Annotated in this window: 22 protein-coding genes; 8 read left to right on the top strand and 14 right to left on the bottom strand. The window is 40.0% G+C overall.

The genetic code is table 11. The annotated features are described in order from the left end of the window. Positions 1–202: 202 nt before the first annotated feature. The 5 genes from cpdA to EL121_RS03995 form a co-directional block, all read right to left on the bottom strand. On the bottom strand, positions 203–1,030 hold the full coding sequence (gene cpdA, locus EL121_RS04015) for a 3',5'-cyclic-AMP phosphodiesterase (RefSeq protein WP_039197869.1): 828 nt from the start codon (positions 1,028–1,030) through the stop codon (positions 203–205). 209 nt (positions 1,031–1,239) lie between these two features. Further along, a complete protein-coding gene (gene nudF, locus EL121_RS04010; protein WP_039197867.1) occupies positions 1,240–1,863 on the bottom strand; it encodes an ADP-ribose diphosphatase in 624 nt (207 codons plus the stop codon). Positions 1,864–1,872: 9 nt separating this feature from the next. Further along, positions 1,873–2,292: a phosphate-starvation-inducible protein PsiE gene (psiE, locus tag EL121_RS04005; protein ID WP_039197865.1), complete on the bottom strand. Its 420-nt coding sequence runs from the start codon at positions 2,290–2,292 to the stop codon at positions 1,873–1,875. Continuing rightward, entirely contained in the window at positions 2,285–3,013 is a 729-nt protein-coding gene (locus EL121_RS04000) for a 4'-phosphopantetheinyl transferase family protein (RefSeq protein ID WP_039197863.1), read from the bottom strand. Before EL121_RS04000 ends, psiE begins: the two co-directional genes overlap by 8 nt. A 59-nt stretch (positions 3,014–3,072) precedes the next feature. Next, on the bottom strand, positions 3,073–3,501 hold the full coding sequence (locus EL121_RS03995) for an EamA family transporter (RefSeq protein WP_014992182.1): 429 nt from the start codon (positions 3,499–3,501) through the stop codon (positions 3,073–3,075). 165 nt (positions 3,502–3,666) lie between these two features. Between EL121_RS03995 and nhaA the strand changes: the two genes are divergently transcribed. Together nhaA and EL121_RS03985 are read left to right on the top strand one after the other, a co-directional pair. Then, complete coding sequence (gene nhaA / locus EL121_RS03990) at positions 3,667–4,860, top strand: Na+/H+ antiporter NhaA (RefSeq protein ID WP_039197861.1); 1,194 nt, start codon at positions 3,667–3,669, stop codon at positions 4,858–4,860. A gap of 145 nt (positions 4,861–5,005) precedes the next feature. Further along, on the top strand, positions 5,006–5,515 hold the full coding sequence (locus tag EL121_RS03985; RefSeq protein ID WP_164997535.1) for a ricin-type beta-trefoil lectin domain protein: 510 nt from the start codon (positions 5,006–5,008) through the stop codon (positions 5,513–5,515). A 37-nt stretch (positions 5,516–5,552) separates the two neighbouring features. On the opposite strand, the gene dtd is transcribed toward EL121_RS03985, so the two are convergent. From dtd to proA, 3 genes are all read right to left on the bottom strand, one after another. After that, a complete protein-coding gene (gene dtd, locus EL121_RS03980) occupies positions 5,553–5,987 on the bottom strand; it encodes a D-aminoacyl-tRNA deacylase (RefSeq protein WP_039197859.1) in 435 nt (144 codons plus the stop codon). After that, a complete protein-coding gene (locus EL121_RS03975) occupies positions 5,984–6,814 on the bottom strand; it encodes a virulence factor BrkB family protein (protein WP_039197858.1) in 831 nt (276 codons plus the stop codon). Before EL121_RS03975 ends, dtd begins: the two co-directional genes overlap by 4 nt. 81 nt (positions 6,815–6,895) lie before the next feature. Then, on the bottom strand, positions 6,896–8,134 hold the full coding sequence (gene proA / locus EL121_RS03970) for a glutamate-5-semialdehyde dehydrogenase (protein ID WP_039197856.1): 1,239 nt from the start codon (positions 8,132–8,134) through the stop codon (positions 6,896–6,898). A 200-nt stretch (positions 8,135–8,334) separates the two neighbouring features. On the opposite strand from proA, the gene EL121_RS03965 reads away from it, so the two are divergent. After that, positions 8,335–10,629, top strand: coding sequence for a TonB-dependent hemoglobin/transferrin/lactoferrin family receptor (locus EL121_RS03965; protein WP_039197854.1), 2,295 nt, complete (start codon positions 8,335–8,337; stop codon positions 10,627–10,629). 249 nt (positions 10,630–10,878) lie between these two features. On the opposite strand, the gene EL121_RS03960 is transcribed toward EL121_RS03965, so the two are convergent. Further along, positions 10,879–11,820, bottom strand: a complete 942-nt coding sequence (locus EL121_RS03960) for a transferrin-binding protein-like solute binding protein (RefSeq protein WP_039197852.1) — start codon at positions 11,818–11,820, stop codon at positions 10,879–10,881. A 12-nt stretch (positions 11,821–11,832) separates the two neighbouring features. After that, entirely contained in the window at positions 11,833–13,026 is a 1,194-nt protein-coding gene (locus EL121_RS03955) for a transferrin-binding protein-like solute binding protein (RefSeq protein WP_039197851.1), read from the bottom strand. 259 nt (positions 13,027–13,285) lie between these two features. On the opposite strand from EL121_RS03955, the gene mutL reads away from it, so the two are divergent. The 5 genes from mutL to EL121_RS03930 all read left to right on the top strand — a co-directional run bounded on the left by mutL (position 13,286) and on the right by EL121_RS03930 (position 18,301). After that, a complete protein-coding gene (gene mutL / locus EL121_RS03950; RefSeq protein ID WP_039197849.1) occupies positions 13,286–15,154 on the top strand; it encodes a DNA mismatch repair endonuclease MutL in 1,869 nt (622 codons plus the stop codon). A gap of 78 nt (positions 15,155–15,232) precedes the next feature. Further along, complete coding sequence (miaA, locus tag EL121_RS03945) at positions 15,233–16,177, top strand: tRNA (adenosine(37)-N6)-dimethylallyltransferase MiaA (RefSeq protein WP_039197847.1); 945 nt, start codon at positions 15,233–15,235, stop codon at positions 16,175–16,177. A 67-nt stretch (positions 16,178–16,244) separates the two neighbouring features. Continuing rightward, positions 16,245–16,523 (top strand): RNA chaperone Hfq, encoded by a 279-nt coding sequence (gene hfq / locus EL121_RS03940; RefSeq protein WP_039197845.1) that lies wholly within the window; start codon positions 16,245–16,247, stop codon positions 16,521–16,523. 37 nt (positions 16,524–16,560) lie between these two features. After that, entirely contained in the window at positions 16,561–17,928 is a 1,368-nt protein-coding gene (gene hflX, locus EL121_RS03935; RefSeq protein ID WP_081978371.1) for a ribosome rescue GTPase HflX, read from the top strand. A gap of 49 nt (positions 17,929–17,977) precedes the next feature. Further along, on the top strand, positions 17,978–18,301 hold the full coding sequence (locus tag EL121_RS03930; protein WP_039197843.1) for a MazG nucleotide pyrophosphohydrolase domain-containing protein: 324 nt from the start codon (positions 17,978–17,980) through the stop codon (positions 18,299–18,301). A 46-nt stretch (positions 18,302–18,347) separates the two neighbouring features. Here the strand turns inward: EL121_RS03930 and crp are convergent, their stop codons facing one another. The 4 genes from crp to dut form a co-directional block, all read right to left on the bottom strand. Further along, positions 18,348–19,025 carry a cAMP-activated global transcriptional regulator CRP gene (gene crp, locus EL121_RS03925; protein WP_014992167.1) on the bottom strand — a complete coding sequence of 226 codons (678 nt, stop codon included), beginning with the start codon at positions 19,023–19,025 and terminating at the stop codon, positions 18,348–18,350. A 76-nt stretch (positions 19,026–19,101) separates the two neighbouring features. After that, a complete protein-coding gene (locus tag EL121_RS03920) occupies positions 19,102–19,320 on the bottom strand; it encodes a YheU family protein (protein ID WP_039197841.1) in 219 nt (72 codons plus the stop codon). 5 nt (positions 19,321–19,325) lie between these two features. Next, complete coding sequence (gene slmA / locus EL121_RS03915; protein WP_014992166.1) at positions 19,326–19,934, bottom strand: nucleoid occlusion factor SlmA; 609 nt, start codon at positions 19,932–19,934, stop codon at positions 19,326–19,328. 102 nt (positions 19,935–20,036) lie between these two features. After that, on the bottom strand, positions 20,037–20,492 hold the full coding sequence (gene dut, locus EL121_RS03910; protein WP_039197839.1) for a dUTP diphosphatase: 456 nt from the start codon (positions 20,490–20,492) through the stop codon (positions 20,037–20,039).

The following is a 20,492-nucleotide window of genomic DNA, read 5'->3' as shown; positions in this document are numbered from 1 at the left end:
GTGAGGCAGATGGTTTTAGTTACGAAATAGATTTATGGTCGGATCTCTACGAAAAAAGAATCATTTGCATGAACTATTTAAAAGTTAATGCGTCTATCTATACGTGCGGACTTGATTCGGACAGTTAAAAATTTTATTCATTATGTATTAAAATGGGCTGGGTTTTATACCTAGCCATTTTTATTTCCGTACACTTTTCTTCTTAATAGCCCTTGGACTGAAAGTCCGGTAAAAAGGCATTCGAATTTAACCGCTTCACTTCGGTTTCTATCCTACCGTCTTCAAATAAACTGAGTTCTCGCCAGCCTTGCGGTAAGAGATCAAGGGTAAACTCATCGCAGTTCGGTTTAAATTGAATGCAAGTTGAAGGGGTTGCCAACACACGATAACCTTTCCAATCAGCATCGACTTCTTGGTGAATATGTCCGTGTAAAATGGCTTTAACATTCGGATAACGGCTTAATACTTCCGCCAAAGCGTTACTATTTTTTAAACAATGCTGATCAAGCCATGCAGAATTAGTTGGTAAGATATTATGATGTAATACAACCAAAGTGTAGCGATCCGGGTATTCAGCCAATTTGCTATTTAACCAAGCAAGTTGTCCGAAGGATAAATTCCCACTAGGCGCGTTTGCAACTTGACTGTTAAGCAAGAGTATTTGCCAGTGCGAGCCTGCCAAAATTTGTTTTTCTGATTGAATATGCGGATGCTTGCCTAAATAGAGGCTCATTTGCGGCTGTCTATCATGATTTCCTTCCAACCAAAAAACCGGTTTAGCAAGCTGCTTAACCATTTCAGCAAAACGATGGTAGGCTTCAGGATTGTGATCTTGAATAAGATCACCGGTAGCAAGCACTAAATCATAGTTAAACGAAGTTTGTCGGATTTGCTCAAGTACTGCTTGAAAGCTGTCTGTCGTGTTTACGCCGAGTAATTTTTCATGTTCAGCGGAAAATAGGTGAGGATCAGTGATTTGAAGTAATCGCACAACAGGTTCCTTTTTACCTAGCGAATAAAAGCCGTTCATTATTTTCTCCTTATTAAGCGACTACTTTTATGCTCTCGTAGCTCAATACTTTACTATGTTATTTTAGTTTATCAGCTACTGATGATTAAAAATGAGCGTTATGCCTCATTTTTCACAGAAATTTACGTTTTTTTGTATATTTATCAATCAATTGCCCTCGATTACCTCCAAAAGAGGGCAAAATTTTAGTCAATCAAACAAAAGGTTTCTTACTTTTGGTATTTTTGATAATTAAGTTGAAGCCATTGTAAGCCGACAACGGCAATCACATTGTCGATTTTCCCTTCGCAAACCCATTGATAGGCTTGTTCACGGCTGACAACGTGTACCAAAATATCCTCGCCTTCTTCTTCCAAGCCGTGTACCGCCCCTGATTGAACCGCTGAGCTATCGACTAAACCAAGGAATAAATGTAAACGCTCCAATTGTCCGCCCGGGCTATCCCAAATGCTCAGAGCATGTTCCACCTTTTCTACGTATAAGCCGGCTTCTTCTTGTGCTTCTCGGATTGCTACGTCCGCCGGATCTTCATTTCCTTTATCTACCATACCGGCAACCAGTTCCAGTAGCCAAGGCGACTTATCCGAACGAGGATCATAAGCGCCGATACGAACCTGTTCTACTAATACTACGCTATCACGAACCGGATCATAGGCAATCAGTGCAGACGCAGCCCCTTTAATTAATAATTCACGCACAATTTCACCGCTCATTTCGCCGGAAAATAATTTATGGCGAAAGTGCATTTTTTTCAGTTCAAAATGCCCTTTATAGACGGTTTCTTCTTTGAGCATATGTAAGTCGTGTTGTGAGAATTGAAGAATCTCAGCCATATAAATTCCTTAGCTTTTACGTAAGCGGTCTGTATGAACAATAAATAGTGCAATAATCATCACTAAAATAGATAGCGCAAATAACAGTGTATGTATTGCATTGGAATGATCGACAATAATTAAGCGCACCATGGCGGTAATCCCGATATACAGGAAGTAGCGCAGAGGGAAGTGATAATTATATTTAAAATATTGCACGATCAACGCTAAAAATTCGAAATAGAGGAAGAAAATCACAATTTTCTCGACAATTTGGAATTTTTCGCTGTGGTTTGCCAATAATTCGAATAAAGAATAGGCTTCGGAAAAGAGCGAATAAGAGAGTAATAACCCCGCTACTAATAATGAAATATTGAGCGTCCACTGGAAAAACTCGGAAACAATTTTTCCAAAGCGAGAGTGTTTTTCTGCTAATGTGAGTTTAGGCATTTAAGTTCCTTGGATTAACTTGATAAACAAGCGGTTGAAAATCGGAAATTTTTTGCAATTCCCCTACTTTCCATTCGCTAAGAACGACAAGCGCGTTCGCTAAATCTTGATAAAAATAGCATAAGTAAAACGGCAGCTGATGATAAAAATGCAATGTCCCAGTCGGGCAGTATGCCGAACGAACAATGCGCTGTTGTGGAAAATGTTGTACTTCAGACAATTTCACAATCCCCACGCCCTGCGATTTCAGTACCGCTTCATGTAAACACCAACTCAAATAAAACCGATCGACTAATTCGGTAAACGGTGTATGGTTTCGCTCAAGTAAGCCTTCAATTTCTTCCGCATGGGCGTAATGACGTAACAGATCGGTATAACGTCTTACTTTTTGCGGATGTTCAATATCAATCCCCACTTGTAATTTACTTTTATGATAGCAAAAAATCACCGCCACCCATTCGCCGGAATGGCTGATATTAAAATCGATGTTCTCATGTTGCACAAAAGGTCTGCCGCTTTGCGTACGTTGAATATCATCCAATAAATTTAGTGGTAATTGATATTTTTGAAACAGTTGAGTTAATAAAAAATGGGCGGTTCTGCGACTTTTCCAACGTTTTAATTGGCGTTCGGAAAGCCCTGCCGGCGGTAAAAAAGGAAGTGGTATCGGCTCATCATAATGAGCAAATACCACTTCAATAATTGGGAATGAATCTGCCATAAATGGGGTCTTACAAGCGGTTAAATTTAATCGAAATTTTGCAAAAAATTAGCGATATTCTACCGCTTTATCGCAAGGGTTAAAACACCCGCTGCGACAAGCGCAATACCGATCCAATCTTGACCGCTCGGTCTTTCGCCTAAAAAGATCACGGCAAATACGGTAACCAAAACAATACTAAATTTATCAATCGGGGCAACTTGCGAAGCATTTCCCATTTGTAACGCTTTGAAATAGGCAAGCCATGAAACACCGGTTGCTAGTCCTGATAAGATTAAAAATGTCCAGTTTTTACCAGTCAGAGAACCGAACGGCTGCCATTTACCGCTATAAGTCAGAAAGGCGGCGAGGGCGATCAGAATGACTACCGTTCGGATAAAGGTGGCGAAATCCGAATCAATACCCTGTAAGCCGACTTTAGCAAAAATTGCAGTAAGTGAAGCGAATAATGCGGAGGCGAGTGCCCAATAAAGCCATTCATTTGACATTGTGATACCTCTTTTGGTTTAAAAATAAGCAAATAGATGAAATTTACCCCTTATTTTAACAAAATTACAACGAATTCCACTTTTGTATTAGGTTAAAAAAATGTTAATGTCGGGAAAGAGGTAAAACGAAAACATAATAACCTCATTTAACGATAGGAGATTTTTATGATCAAACAGATTCAGAAATTTCTGAAACTAGAAGCAGCAAGTGGGATTTTATTGTTGGTTTCAGCCTTACTCGCAATGATTTTTGCGAATACGGATTTAAAACAACTCTATTTTAGTTTTTTGCAAACAGAGGTAGCGATTAAGTTTGGTGCCTTCAGCATTGATAAGCCGTTACTCATGTGGGTGAATGACGGTTTTATGGCGGTATTTTTTATTTTAGTCGGCTTAGAAGTAAAACGAGAATTGTTTGAAGGATCGCTATCCAGTTACCAAAAAGCCGCTTTTCCAGCTTTTGCCGCTATCGGCGGAATGGTGATTCCGGCATTAATTTATTGGATGATTAACCGTGATTTCCCCGCTTATAAAGATGGTTGGGCAATCCCGATGGCAACCGATATTGCATTTGCGTTAGGTATTGTGGCTTTACTCAGTAAACAAGTGCCGCCGGCACTCAAGGTGTTTTTACTTGCCTTAGCGATTATTGATGACCTTGGTGCAATTGTGGTAATTGCCTTGTTCTTCTCACATGAGATGAGTATTCAAGCGCTGATTATTGCGAGTATTTCGATTTTGATTTTAATCGGGATGAATCGCTATAAAGTAGTCGGGTTAATGAACTATGCGATTATTGGTACGATTTTATGGGCATCGGTGTTGAAATCCGGTGTACACGCTACATTAGCGGGTGTGATTATCGGTTTCTGTATTCCATTGCGCGGTAAAAACGGTGAGGCGCCGTTGCATCACCTTGAACATACCCTTGCGCCGTGGTGTTCATTTGCGATTTTGCCGTTATTTGCATTCTCAAATGCCGGTGTGTCGCTAAGTGGTATGAGTTTAGAACAAATCGCTTCACCTTTACCTTTAGGCGTGGCTCTAGGCTTAATTATCGGTAAACCGCTTGGTGTATTCTTATTTAGTTATTTAGCGGTTTTATTGCGTATTGCGAAGTTACCGAAAGGCATTAACTTTAAACAAATTTTTGCGATTGCTGTACTGTGCGGTATCGGCTTTACCATGTCGATGTTTATTGCAGGGCTTGCTTTCGGCGAAGAACATGCGGACGAGAGCCTATTAGCGCTTGCTCGTTTAGGTATTTTAATGGGAACTTTCGTTTCGGCGGTTATCGGCTATTTCTTATTAAAATTGACAACGAAACCAAGAGTTAAAGCGGAGTCGGCTGTCTTATAAGCGGTTAAATTTCTCCGATTTTTTACCAATGAAATGCCCTATTCCCATCAGGTTAGGGCATTTTTATTTTAGGAACGGAGGAACTTCCGGTTAAAATAAACTTCTTATAACTTCAAAAAATCATAAAATGATAAAGGAGATTTTTATGAAAAAAGTTGCGTTGCTTGCAACATTAGTACTGTCGGCGTGTGTTTATGTTGTTCCCCCGACTGATGTAGGAAGTGGCTATCCGGTGAGTAATCCGAATGTCATTATTATTCCAAGCCATCAGCCGAATAGCCAACAGGGTTATCCGCATTTACCGCATAGCGGATTAATTAAAACGGCATCGGGTAAATGTTTAGATCAAAGCGGTTCCGATTATCGCGGAATCATTGCTTATCACTGCCACGGTAAAGCGAACCAGCGTTTTGAGTTCGTAAATTCGCAGATTAAGGTGAATGGACAATGTTTGGATGTTGGCGGTGAATACCAATACAACGGTGCGAAAGTGATTACTTATCGTTGTCATGGTGGTGAGAATCAGCAGTGGTTTAGAGACGGGCAACAAATCCGTAGTAGTATGAGCGGTAAATGTTTAGATATTGGTAAACGAGGAAATAAACTGGCGATTTATCAATGTGACGGCAGCCGAGGACAACAATTTTTCTATTAAGTAAAAAAGGTGCAATGAGTTGCACCTTTATTTCGTTTTAAACCTGTAACCAAAAGGTAACCGGCCCATCATTTTGCAAGCTGACTTGCATATCTGCTGCGAATTGTCCTGTTTGGGTATGAATTTTCTGAGCGGCTTGCTGATGGAAATATTCGTATAGCGCATTCGCTTCCTGAGGGGCAGCGCCACGCGAAAAACTTGGACGTAAACCTTTATTGGTATCAGCGGCTAAAGTAAATTGTGATACCACTAATAAACTTCCGCCAGCTTGTTGCACGTTTAAGTTCATTTTGCCCTGTTCATCGGAAAACACTCGATAGTTAAGCACCTTTTCAAGTAATTTATCCGCTTTGGCTTGGTCGTCACCTTGTTCTACGCCAAGTAATACCAATAAACCATGCGCAATTTCACCGACCGTTTGACCTTCAACTTCTACTTTTGCCCATTTTACACGTTGGATTAAGCCAATCATTTTAGTTCTAATTCTCCGTTTTTTATCATTTCTAAATCTTTTAATACCGAAGCGAATTGCCCGCCGAGTAACACAACTTGCCAGCTTAAATGAATCCAAACAATCATAATCGGTAACACGGCAAGTGCGCCATAAATGGCTTGATAAGACGGAAAAGTCGTAACATACCAAATAAACGCTTGTTTACCCAAAGTAAAAAATATTGCGGCAAATAATGCACCGATTGTCGCATGTTTACCTTTTACTTCAGTATTTGGCACAATCTTATACACTAAAGTGAATAATAACCAAATTAAGCAGAAAGGCACATATTTGAGTAAATGGTGGCTAAAGGACAACATTCCGTTTTCGCTAAATACGTTAAAAGACATCACATAAGTACTTATTGCAATACTCATTCCGGCAAAAATCGGCGCAAAAATCAGGATTAAAGTATAGAGTAAAAAAGAGATAAAAATTGACCGCTTGCGTGTATTATGCCAAATGTCATTTAGGCTTTGGTCAATACTGGAAATCAACATCACTGCGACGACAAATAAGCCGATAATGCTGATTAATCCCATCTTTTTCGAATTGCTGACAAACAACTCAATATATTCTTCGACCATATGTCCCGCATTTGGCGCAAAGTTATCATAGATAAAATCTTTAAGTAATTCGGTGGCTTCGTGAAAGATTGGGAAAAAAGTAAAGACGGAAAACACCACCATGATTAACGGCACTATCGCTAACATTGTGCTGTAAGTCAGGTAGCCCGCCGAAATAGCAATTTTATTTTGCTGCCAGCGTTTAAAGAATATTTTGCAAAATAGAGTAAGCGTATTCATGGTAAAAATTTGATGAAATTTAACCGCTTACGAACACTCAAATTCAGCATTCGTAAGCAAGAAAAGGCTAGAGAGGGTGATTTATTTTCTAACCAAATAATCCCCTTCACAGACCCATTTATAGGTGGTGAGCGCCTCTAAGCCCATTGGACCTCGTGCGTGGAGTTTTTGGGTACTTACTGCCACTTCCGCCCCTAAACCGAATTCACCGCCGTCAGTAAAACGGGTACTTGCGTTGATATAGACTGCCGCCGCATCGACTTGGGCGACAAATTGGCGCGCCAGTTGGTAATCAGAAGTCAGAATTGCTTCCGAATGTTGCGATCCGTATTCACGAATATGTTCCACTGCCTTGGCTAAGTTATCGACCACCACCACATTTAAATCTAACGAGAGCCATTCTTGACGCATTCTTGCTTCATCAAGCGGTTCAATTCCCTCAGTTTTTTGCAAATCATCGGTATGTAATGTCACGCCTAATGCTTTCATTCGATTTGCAAGTTTCGGTAAAAATTCGACCGCTATTGCTTTTTCAACTAATAAGGTTTCGAGCGTGTTACAAGTGCTTGGGCGTTGCGTTTTGGCATTCGCAATCAGCTCTAACGCTTTTTGTTGGTCGGCACTTTTTTCGACAAACATATGGCAAACACCGATCCCACCGACAATTACCGGAATGGTCGAGTTCTCTTTACAGAACTGATGCAAACCGGCACCGCCACGAGGGATTACCATATCAATGTAGCGATCGAGTTTTAATAATTCGAGTAACAAAGCACGAGCCGGATCGGTAACCGCCTGAACCGCCAGTTTCGGTAAACCGGCGGTTTCTAACGCTTGTTGCACCACTTCTACTAACACAGCATTGGTAAATTTGGTTTCTTTACCACCACGTAAAATCACCGCATTGCCGGTTTTTAAACAGAGAGAAGCGACATCAATCGTTACGTTCGGACGTGCTTCATAAATCGTAAGAATAACCCCGAGCGGTACACGCTGACGTTCAATTTTCAGTCCTGAATCTAACACACCACCATCAATCACCTGCCCGACCGGATCGGCTAATTTCACCACATTACGTACATCGTTAGCAATACCTTGCAAACGGCTTTTATTTAATAACAAACGGTCGATGATAGCGGTCGAAATTCCCTGATTTTTTGCAAATTCAATATCTTTGGCATTAGCGGCAAGGATTTCAGTCGAGCGTTGTTCCAATTGTTCGGCAATAGTAAGAAGCGCTTGGTTTTTTTGAACGCTTCCGAATTGAGCAAGTTCGACACTGGCGGTTTTAGCTTGTTGGGCGAGGATAATCATTGACATAGTGGTATCTCTAAATAGTGGAAATGGACCACAGTCTATCATAGCTATTTAGATGGGTTAAAGCGGAAAATTTTAGCTAATTGGTAAGAAAAATAGTTCTCATTTATATAGATTGAGGCTGCAATTTATGTTTATAATTGTAATTATTTGTATTTAACGAAAATAAAAGTCAGTTGCAAGCAAAATAAAAAGGGAATCCAATGAAGACCTATCAAAAAATATCAATGGCGACGTTATTTGGTGTTTTTGGCGTAGTGAATACGACACAAGCACAAGAAACAATTGCAGAACTGGAGGAAGTTACTGTAACGGCTGAACAAGAACAATCTAAAAAAATTGGCGAAATTAAGAAAAATCGCCGAGCCATTCAAGAAGAGTTAATTGCCGATACCAAAGATCTCGTCCGTTATACCACCGATGTGGGGATTGCCGATAGCGGTCGTCATTTGAAAGGTTTTGCGATGCGTGGGGTGGAGGGAAACCGTGTAGGGATTAGTATTGACGGGGTAAACTTGCCGGATTCGGAAGAAAACTCGCTATACGCACGTTATGGTAACTTTAATACCTCACGTTTAACCATTGATCCTGAGTTAGTGACAGGGATTGATATTGTACGTGGTTCGGATTCATTTACCACAGGTAGCGGCTCACTTGGTGGCGGCGTGAATTATCGTACTTTAGATGCTGCAGATATTGTGTTACCCGGCAATAAAGTCGGTGTGTTATTAAAAAATAGCTACGCCAGCAAAAATAGTGAATGGGTACACACTGCCGGCGCTGCCTATAAAGATGAGAAGTTGGATGCGGTCTATTTATATTCCACCCGTTACGGTCATGAGCAAAAAAGTTTAGGTAACGGTAGAGTGGCTTGGAATAACACCAGCGGTGCACCGGATCCGTCATTTCATCGTAACCACAGTAACTTGGTGAAATTCGGCTACTTATTTAACGAAAAACATCGTGTAAGTGCTGCTTACAGTAATCAGCTTGCGAAAGCATTTACCGATGAACGCTCTTATAACTATTTGGACTCTTCTTGGCGTGATACTGATGATGAAGGTGAACGTCATAATGTAAATGTCGCTTATGAGTATTTTCCGACTAGTGGTTATCTGTCTTATTTAAAAACCGAATATGATTACCAAAAAACCGATGTTCGAGCGATTAACTACAAAGGAAGTAGTGATTTCCAAAAATTGCATATCAAAAAATCATTAGATGAAATTTATGATCGTAATATGAATAATGAATTTCATCGTATCGGTTTACGTTTAGATTCTATTCCGTTTGAAACGGAGTACGGTACGCATCAAGTGACTTTACGTACTGCCGTATCGCAACGTGATTTTAAAAATGAAAATACCGATACTTATTTATTCTCTGACTCAACATCTACTTCGACTTATGCGATTCAACACCCGATTCGCACTCGTGCGTTTTATATTGCCGCACAAGATCAAATTCAGTGGAATGAAATGTTCTCCGGTACGGCAGGGCTACGTTATGACCAAGAACAACTTGCCCCACAAGAGTTGAATGCTAAATGTTATAATTGCGATACCCGTGGTAAAGCAACGACATTTAAAAATTTAACCGGCTCATTAGGTTTGAATGCACAAGTGACACCAGTATGGCATCTAGGTTATTACGTTTCAACCGGCTATCGCGTACCGTCCGCTTCGGAGATGTTCTTCTCGTATAAACATCCTTCGGGTAACTGGTTGGCAAATCCGTATTTGAAAGCGGAACGCAGTGTAAATAATTCGATCAGTATTCGAGGCGAAAACCAACTCGGGCGTTTAAATGTGAGTCTATATCATATTCGCTATAAAGATTTCTTGTTTGAACAAGAAACTAATGGGTTAACCCAAATGGAATGTGATGCGCATTGCCAATATTACGGTTATAACTCAATTAATCCGACCATTTTCAACCAAGCGATTAATGTGGATAAAGCACGAATTTCCGGCTTGGAAGTGACGAGCAAGGTAAATTTAGACCAAGTTACCGCATATATTCCGAAAGGCTTTAAATTCTTAGGCAGCGTGGGGTATTCGAAAAGTAAATTATACGGTACGGAAGCAAGCTTACTTTCTGTTCAACCGGTAAAAGTGATTTTAGGCTTAAGTTATGAAGATCCGAATGATCTTTGGGGTATCCATTCTCGTTGGACTTATTTAGGCGCTAAACATGCCAAAGATGCAACCATTGTTACCTATGATGATTCTCGTACCAAACGAATAACGGAACCTTTCCCATATTTAAGCGGTTCGGCAACCTTAGTTGATGTATACGGCTTCTGGAAAGTACATAAAAATGTAACTTTACGTGCAGGCTTATACAATATTTTCAATCGTAAATATCATACATGGGACGCATTACGCGGTATCAACCGTTTAGGCACAACCAATACGGTTGATAAGGAGTTACGCGGTTTAGAACGTTTTGTTGCACCGGGACGTAACTATTCGGCTTCGGTAGAAGTTCGTTTCTAGTTTGATATAATCGTTTTAATAAACTACAGAAAACACGGATTACACAGTATTGCTGTAACCCGTGTTTTTTTATGGGCAAAGGGAATTGTGTGAGAAGAGGTGTTATTGATCGCGATGTAATTAAACGAACCTTAGCGTATATAAAGCTTTCCAGTGTACTCCGTGTATTCTATGGTTATAAAGATTAAAAAAGCGGTGTAATTTGCAAAAAATTTTACAAATTACACCGCTTGAGAGGATAAAGGTTAACTAAAACTCTGTAACTGTTGTGGTATCAGAACGTTTATTTGACGCACCAAATGCCCCATTCTTACCTTCTTTCGCATAATTAAATACACCGCCTACATCACGAGCCAATGAACCATAAAATGCGCCTTTGGTTTCAATACCATCTTTGCTTGTACCGCTAAAGGTATTACCGTTAATATCGCCGCCAAAACTTAATTTAGTTGCATCACCGGCTAAATCAACTTTAACTTTTTTATTGGTAAAGTCAGCAATTACTTCAGAAGTAAGCTGTTTATAATCGTTTCCACTACCATAAACGGCAAAACCGGTATATTTGAAGCTTCCTTTCGCTTCTATTGGGTAATAGTATTCACCACGAACAGAAATATTACCGGTTTCAGGTGTTAAAAAGCCTTGAACAAAGGGGTGTCCTACATTATTAATGATCGCAACACCATAACGCACTGCTTTAAAATCTAACCCTCGTTCGCCATATTGCCCTTGACTACCGACATAGCCGGAAAGTTTTTTATTAGCTAAAGGATCTAGATCTTTATTTGATAGTGTTTTTAAATTTTCAACAGCAATTTCTCGTAATTTATCATCAACATTGAACAGAGTGATTTTTGTACCGTCAATGTCTAAAGCATCTAAATCATCATTTTTAGATGGGTTTATACCTTTAAATGATCCATTACCAGAAGTGTTTAAAATGACACCGCTTAAGAGTGTACTTTCTTTTGTAGCAAAGCCATCATTTACTGCGCTAAAGAATTTGCTATTTGCATTTTTGGCACTAGTGTTTGTGCTTGAATTGCTACCGGCTGCCGGTGGATTTTTAGCACTTTTAGCTTTATCAATTTTTGGCGGCTCAGTTGAACCACCGCCACCACCGCTTGAATAACAAGCGGTTAATGCAAATGAACAAGCTACTGTGAGTAGTGTTAGGGGGAGTTTTTTCATTGGTAATTAACCTTATTTTATTTCAAAAGTTTTTAAATTTTTATTTTCTATTGGTGTACAGCTAGAGTAGCCACAGTTTTGTTGAGTAGCTCCGAAAACACCATTATTCCCTTTTTCTGCACCTTCAGTTTGATAGAATATTCCACCTATATCAGAAGCTCTTTTACCAAAAAAAGCTCCTTTTGTTACGATACCGTTATGAGTACCTTCAAATGTATTGTTATTGATATTTCCACCAAAAGTTAATTTATTTTCTCCCGTTGTATTTAAAACATTAACTTGAACTTTCTTATTATCAAAGTCGGCATAAGCAGTTGTAGCATATTCCGCATATTGATTACCATTACCATAGAAAGTGGTACCTTTATACTCATATACTTTTTCTACTGGTAATGAGTATAGTGGTTGAGGAGAACTATTATTACCTCTTGAAGCATCCCAATAGTTAAATGGAGATTTTGTTTCTTCTCCGGTTTGGGCTGCAGTTGTAGGTGTTAAATACCCTTGTACGAATAATGAGGTTTTACCATCTTTATCAGTATAATATCCATATCGCATATGTTCAAAATCACTTCCTGTACTTTTACGAGGAAGACTCCCTACTTTGCCTTTACCATTTTCAGTAGTAATATCAAATATTTTTCCTTCAATTTCTTCATTATAAGTAGAGGCAAGGTGAGATTTCATTGCATCTGTATCAAATAATGTGATTGAGTGTCCGTCAATTACTAAAGTATTTAAATTTTGATTTGTGCTATTCTTATCAATATTAGAGATAGATAATTTTGTGTCATTGATAGTAGCATTACTACCACTTAGAGATATAATTTTACTTTCTCCAGAGATTATACCGTTGTCTTTAAATGCTTTTTCTAACGCTTTCTTAGCTTCTTCCGCTGTTAATACTTTGTCAGTTGGATTTACAACTACAGGCTCTTTTTTCTCTACTGCGTCGGCATTATCATTTTGCTTTTTAGCTAATTCGGCTTCTAATTCTTTCTTTTTCTTTTCTAAATCAGCGAGTTTTTTCGCTGTTTCTGAATCTTGTGCGCGTTTTACTTTTTCTTCGGCTTTTTTAATTGCTTCTTCAGTTTTGTTTTTTACTAAATTTTCATAGCGTGTCGCGCCTTTGTTGCTCGATGAACAAGCAGTGATTGCTAACGAGCATACAACTGCGATTAAGCTTAAACGTAAGTTTTTATTCATTATATGTATTCCTTTAGATTTTTATAAAAGTGGTATCCAGACTTAGTCAAATTACGCTTTGGTTATGACCTAATTTGATAGTTATTTTGTAAATTTTTAAGTAATTTACAGTTCGGATTCTATCAGTGCTTAATTGTAAATTCAATACAAATAAAAATAATTCGTAACTCTATTTGTGGGTGGTTAGTAGTTCTTTTTCTACTCAATTTTGCAGATTTTGGGTAAAATGAAGTACTTTTTGCTTAATGACATTCATGCTATGACTCAACACCTTATTCATGTTCTTCCTCCTCAACTTGCTAACCAAATCGCTGCCGGTGAAGTGGTGGAGCGTCCTGCATCCGTTGTAAAAGAATTGATTGAAAACAGTTTGGATGCCGGCGCAAATCAGATTCAAATTGATATTGAGAAAGGTGGTGCGCAACTTATTCGTATTCGAGATAACGGCTGTGGCATTAGTAAACAAGATTTAGCTCTAGCTTTGGCTCGTCACGCTACCAGCAAAATTTCTAGCCTTGAAGATTTGGAGATGATTTTAAGCCTTGGCTTTCGTGGTGAGGCTCTGGCAAGTATCAGCTCAGTTTCACGACTTACATTGACCTCTCGCCCCGAAGGGCAAGCGGAAGCATGGCAAGCTTATGCGCAAGGACGTGAAATGGAAGTTGAAATCCAGCCGGCTTCGCATCCGGTCGGCACGACAATTGAAGTGGCGAATTTATTCTTTAATACGCCGGCACGCCGTAAATTTTTGCGTACCGATAAAACCGAATTTGCGCATATTGATGAAGTGGTTCGTCGTATTGCGCTAGCAAAACCGAATATCAGTTTTACTCTAACTCATAACGGCAAAACAGTACGCCAATATCGCAAGGTACAAGATAATTCAGTCGAACAGCAGCAACGCCGAGTGGCGGCAATTTGCGGTGATGAGTTTATCCAAAATGCGATTCATATCGACTGGCAACACGGAGACTTACACTTACACGGTTGGATTGGTTTGCCAAATATTTCCAGACTGCAGAATGATTTGTGTTATAGCTATGTGAACGGACGAATGATGCGCGATAAAACCATTAATCACGCCATTCGCCAAGCCTATGAATCGACCAATATGCCGGCAGGCAATTATCCTGCGTTTGTGGTCTTTTTAGATATTGACCCAAGTCAAGTAGATGTGAACGTGCATCCGGCAAAACACGAAGTGCGTTTTCATCAAGGGCGCTTAGTACATGATTTTATTTTGCAAGGCGTACAAACTGCCTTACAGGGGCAAACGGAAATTGGTTTAACCGATCAAGTGAATGAGCCCTTGCCGAGTTATCAACGAGATACTAATCGTATAGCGGCGGGTAGTAATAGCTTTTTAGCGCCGCAACAAGCGGTCGAATTTACAGAAAATTTTGCAAAACCGACCGCTTCTCGTGTACCAAGTTACTCAGCTCGTACAACGAGCGTCTCTAAATCGGCACAAAAATGGTATGGAGAATTAGTCAGTCAGCCACAAACTCAATCGAATAACATAGCGGATTTAGTTGAACCGAAAGCTAATTTTGCACCGGTGATTTTTGCTCAAGAGATAGATGAAGCAGAACATAAGCCAACACAATCTTTACCGGTGACAGCAAGTCATTGGCAGCCGTTAGCCATTGTGCGAAATCAGGCGCTATTATTAAAAGCGGAACAACAATTTTATTTGCTTTCATTGGAAAAATTAGCCCGTTTGCGTTTTCAAACACAACTTACCAAAGGAGAAAGCCAAGCGTTACTGATTCCGCTGAATTTAAGCTTAGATGAAACGCAGACACAGCGTTGGCAAACACTCAAGGCACCATTGGCAGAATTAGGCTTCGCAATTAGTGAGAAAGCGTGGCAAGGGCAAATTCGTCTTTCGGTTGCCCAAGTGCCGAGATTATTACGAGAGCAGAATTTACAACAAATCTTATTAGGTTTATTAGATTCACAAGCGGTCGATTTAGCTCACTTTTTTGCAAAATTTGCGCCGATTCCGACCGCTTACAGCCTCGCTGAAGCGGTAAGTTGGCTGGCAGAGACCGAACCGTTAGCGAAAGCGGAGCTAGACAAGTTAAAAATTGAAGTGGATTTTTCGCCATTTCTAGCTATTTGCTAAATTTTTATAAGTATCGTGATTTGGCTTTTGGTAAATTTCCGCTAAAATTCGACCGCTTATAACTTTAGATAGAACAAAATGAATAAAAAACCTTTTGCAATTTTTTTAATGGGCCCAACAGCTTCGGGCAAAACGGATTTGGCGATTACCTTGCGCCAAACGCTTCCGGTGGAAGTGATTAGTGTGGATTCGGCACTGATTTACAAAGGTATGGATATTGGAACGGCAAAGCCGAGTAAGGCTGAGTTAGCGCTTGCGCCTCATCGGTTAATTGATATTTTAGACCCGCTAGAAAGTTATTCGGCGATGAATTTCCGTGAAGACGCATTGCGTGAAATGGCGGAGATTACCGCAAACGGACGTATTCCGTTATTGGTCGGCGGGACAATGTTGTATTACAAAGCATTGTTGGAAGGACTTTCGCCGTTACCGTCTGCCGATCCGAATATTCGTGTGGAAATTGAAGCGAAGGCAGAGCAAATCGGCTGGGACGGATTACATGCGGAATTACTAAAAATAGACCCTACCGCCGGTACTCGTATTAATCCAAACGATAGCCAACGTATTAATCGTGCTTTGGAAGTTTTTTATCTGACCGGTAAGACGATGACAGAGCTGACCGCACAATCGGGTGAAGCGTTGCCTTATGATGTGTTACAGTTTGCGATTGCGCCGCAAGATAGAGCGGTATTACATCATCGGATTGAACAGCGTTTTCATAAAATGATGGAACTTGGCTTTCTACAAGAAGTCAAAAAACTATACGCAAGAGGGGATTTACATAAGGACTTACCTTCTATTCGTTGCGTGGGATATCGCCAAATGTGGGAACACCTTGACGGTGATATTTCGCTTGATGAAGCCGTATATAAAGGTATTTGTGCAACCAGACAGCTTGCAAAGCGCCAAATTACTTGGTTGCGTGGCTGGGGAAGTGAAATTGAATGGCTAGATAGCTTAGATCCGACCAGTTCGAAGCGGAAAATGATTGAAAAGATCGAGCAAAGATGGCGTAATCTATGATAATATCTCTATTGCCTTTGGCAGAAATAAGACGATATTTAACACAAAAATAAAAAAGGAAAAGAAAATGGCAAAAGGTCAATCTCTACAAGATCCATATTTGAATGCACTTCGTCGTGAGCGCATTCCTGTTTCAATTTATTTAGTTAACGGCATTAAATTACAAGGTCAAATTGAATCTTTCGATCAATTCGTAATTTTATTGAAAAATACCGTGAGCCAAATGGTTTATAAACATGCAATTTCAACTGTAGTTCCTGCTCGTTCAGTTTCTCATAACAACGGTGGTTCTTCACACGCTCAACAAGCTCAAGCAGTTGAAGCTCCAGCAGACAAAGCGGAATAATAAAGCTATTACTACGCAAGCTTTTTTTACCGAACAGATGCCAAATACAGATGAAAATGCTGTATTTGGTTTTGCTTTATCTGAGAATGGGAAAACTTCCGATAAAGAGTTATCGCATACGAAAGATAAAGCAATTTTAGTCCACCTCTTCCTTTCTCAACATAAAGATATTGAGAATCTGATGGAATTCCAAACGCTTACTGAATCGGCCGGTGTTGAAATTCTTGCCACACTAACCACTTCTCGTTCTGCACCGCATATCAAATATTTTGTCGGACAAGGTAAAGCCGATGAAATCGCTCAAGCGGTTGAAGAACTCGGTGCAACCGTAGTTTTGGTCAACCACGAACTGAGTCCTTCGCAAACCCGTAATTTACAAGCGTTATGTGAATGTCGTGTCGTGGATAGAACCGGTCTGATTTTAGATATTTTTGCCCAACGTGCCAGATCACACGAAGGTAAATTACAGGTCGAGCTGGCTCAACTTAAACATTTGGCAACACGTTTGGTACGGCGTTTGGGCAATCAAGATCAGCAAAAGGGCGGGGCAGTCGGTTTACGCGGACCGGGCGAAACTCAGCTTGAAACTGATCGCCGTTTGATTAAGGTACGAATTCAGCAACTTCAAAATCGCTTGGAGAAAGTGAATAAGCAACGCAGTCAAAATCGCAAAACTCGTCAGAAAGCGGATATTCCGACCGTTTCTTTAGTCGGCTATACCAATGCAGGGAAATCTACCTTATTTAATGCGATTACCAATGCCGGTGTTTATGCGGCAGATCAGTTGTTCGCAACGCTTGATCCGACTTTACGCCGAATGCAGATTCAAGATGTCGGTACCACAATCTTAGCGGATACGGTAGGTTTTATTCGTTTCTTACCGCATGATTTGGTTTCCGCCTTTAAATCGACTTTACAAGAAACCACCGAAGCGAGTTTACTGTTACATGTCATTGATGCGGCGGATGATCGTAAAAATGAAAATATTGATGCGGTTAATCAAGTCTTAGATGAAATCGGTGCGTTAGAAATTCCAACGTTATTGGTATATAACAAAGTCGATAAACTCGAGGGCGTAATGCCGCATATCGAGCGTAATGACGATGGTAGACCGGTGGCGGTTTATCTTTCTGCACAAGCCAATCAAGGTATTGATTTGTTGTATGAAGCGATTCGGGAATGTTTACGCAATGAACTTGTGTGCGAGAAAGTATTATTACCGGCAACCGCTGGGCAAATTTATACGCAATTCCGTTTACAACATTGTATTAAAAATGAAGTCTTTAATCAGTTTGGTGACCGATTGATTGAAGTAGAAGTAGATTTAGTGCAATGGAATAAGTGGCTAAAACAATTTCCTGAATTAGCGGAGTATATTGAATTCGCAAGTTGGGAAGAGAACTAGAATACAAGCGGTAGCATAGCTACCGCTTTTTGCAATTTAAGGAAGTCGTATGCAGATTCAAGATTATCAAAATTGGGTCAGAGAATTTTATCAGACACAGGGCTGGTATCGTTACAATCCGTTTATTCGAGTGAACTTTTTAAGCGAAGAAGTCGGTGAAGTGGCGCGGGCGGTACGAGCGATTGAAATCGGTAGAGATCGTCCGGATGAAACCGAGGCGTCTTATCAAGAGAAAAAGGCGTGTTTGATCGAAGAACTGGGCGATGTGCTGGATAATTTGTTTATTTTGGCGGATAAATACGATATTTTGATTGAAGAAGTGATTGAAAAGCACCAAGCAAAATTCATTAAACGTTATGTAAAAGACGAATAAAAAAGCCGCTTGTTAGGATTAACAAGCGGTCTGATTTCATTAAAATTTAGCGAGTACCGTAAACCACAATGGTTTTACCGTGTGCTGAAATTAAGCCTTCATCTTCTAACATTTTTAAGATTCTGCCGACCGTTTCACGTGAACAACCGACCATTTGTCCGATTTCTTGTCGGGTGATTTTAATTTGCATTCCCTCAGGGTGAGTCATCGCATCCGGCATTTTCGCCAGATTCATTAAAGTTTGTGCAATACGACCGGTTACGTCTAAGAAAGCAAGATTACTTACTTGGCGTGAAGTTTGGCGTAAACGGCGAGCCATTTGCGCAGAAAGATACATTAAAATATCCGGATTTAAATGCACAAGCTGTTTAAATTTTTTATATGAGATTTCCGCAATTTCGCAAGCACCTTTTGTTTTGACCCAAGCGGTACGCGGTTGAACAGATTCTTCAAATAAACTGATTTCACCAACAAACTCGCCTTGACCAAGGTGGGAAAGAATCATTTCTTTGCCTTCATCGTCTTTAATAAACACCGCTACTGAACCGCTCACAATATAGAATAAAGATTCCGCATCTTCACCGGCGTGAATCAGTGTGTATTTTGACGGGTAACGATGAATATGACAGTGAGTCAGAAACCACTCCACAGCAGGGTCATGGATTGATGGTGGTGCTGAGATTTCTCCGTCAATTTGAGGCGTAGAAATTGAAATATCTTGCATCTGCATAAAGACCTCTATAAATCATTTATAATTATTTGATATCCTAAACGCTAAAATTGTATCACGAGACGCTCAATTAACCTAAAAAAGATTTTTTGTCTTTAATATCAAGGCTTTGATGCAGCTCCGACCAGACAATCACGACTTTATCCGCTTTTAATTGAGTTAATAAACGCTCACGTTTTTCCTCTAAAGAAAGTTCTCTTTCGCCGTAATCGGTGCCTTCTCGTAAAATAAATGAATCCAATACATTATTTAATGTTGCGGGTTCAAGTTCTTGCCATGGAATAATCATAAAACTTACTCAAATAACGGCTTAATCAATGCCCATTGTTTTTCAAAATGTTGATGTTGGTTATAACTGAAGTTGGAACGTACTAAACGTAAGAATTGACCTTCGCAAAAATTGACTAAATAGCCGGCGAGCGCTCGTTCATCTTCGAACGTTTTACCTTCACGTAATTTACTCATCTGTAAAATGTTGGCGAACTGAAACTCTAAGCCGTCAAAAAATTTGGCAACACGTGCTTTTAATTGATCGTCTTCAAACATTAACGCATGACCGGTCAGAATGCGAGTTACCCCCGGGTTTTTGCGTGCAAATTCAATTACGGTGTAGAGGATTGCTTTCACCGCCAATGCGGTCGAATTTTCTTTACGTTTACTTGCATTAATATAACTGGTTAGCGTTTGTTCGATACGTTCAATCAATGCTTCAAACATTTTAGTTTTGCTTGGGAAATAACGGTAAAGCGCGCCTTCCGAAACGCCAACTGCTTTGGCTAAACGTTCGGTGGTTACACGTTGCATACCGTCTTCGGAATTTAATAAGCCAATCAGCACTTCAAGTACTTGTTGCTGACGTTCTTTCACCGATTTTTTAGGCATCTTAACTGTTGGTTGTGTCATAAATTTCTCTTGTTTTAGTAATCTGCTCATCATTACAAGAAGCCGCAAGCGGTCATTTTTGCAAAATTTTTTACAAATTCGACCGCTTGTTTGGGTATCTAATTACTGTTTACCCGAATGACCGAAACCGCCTTCGCCACGTTCGGTTTGTTCAAAATCGTTTACGATATTGAAGCTTGCTTGTACTACCGGTACGAAAACTAACTGAGCAATACGGTCGCCGACTTCAACGGTAAAAGGTTTATCGCTGCGGTTCCACAATGACACCATTAACGGACCTTGATAGTCGCTATCGATTAAACCGACTAAATTGCCTAACACGATACCGTTTTTATGCCCTAAACCTGAACGAGGCAAAATCACCGCCGCTAAATTCGGATCAGCGATATAAATTGAAATACCGGTTGGAATCAGTACGGTTTGACCGGGTTCTACGATTAAAGCGCTTTCAGTTAAGGCACGTAAATCTAAACCCGCCGACCCTTCGGTTGCATAGGCCGGTAATGGAAATTCGTTGCCGATACGGCTATCTAAAATTTTTAAATCGATTTGTTTCAT

The organism is Actinobacillus equuli (assembly GCF_900636745.1).
In the GTDB taxonomy this organism is placed as follows: Bacteria; Pseudomonadota; Gammaproteobacteria; order Enterobacterales; family Pasteurellaceae; genus Actinobacillus; species Actinobacillus equuli.
This window is presented reverse-complemented; position numbering and strand designations above follow the sequence as displayed.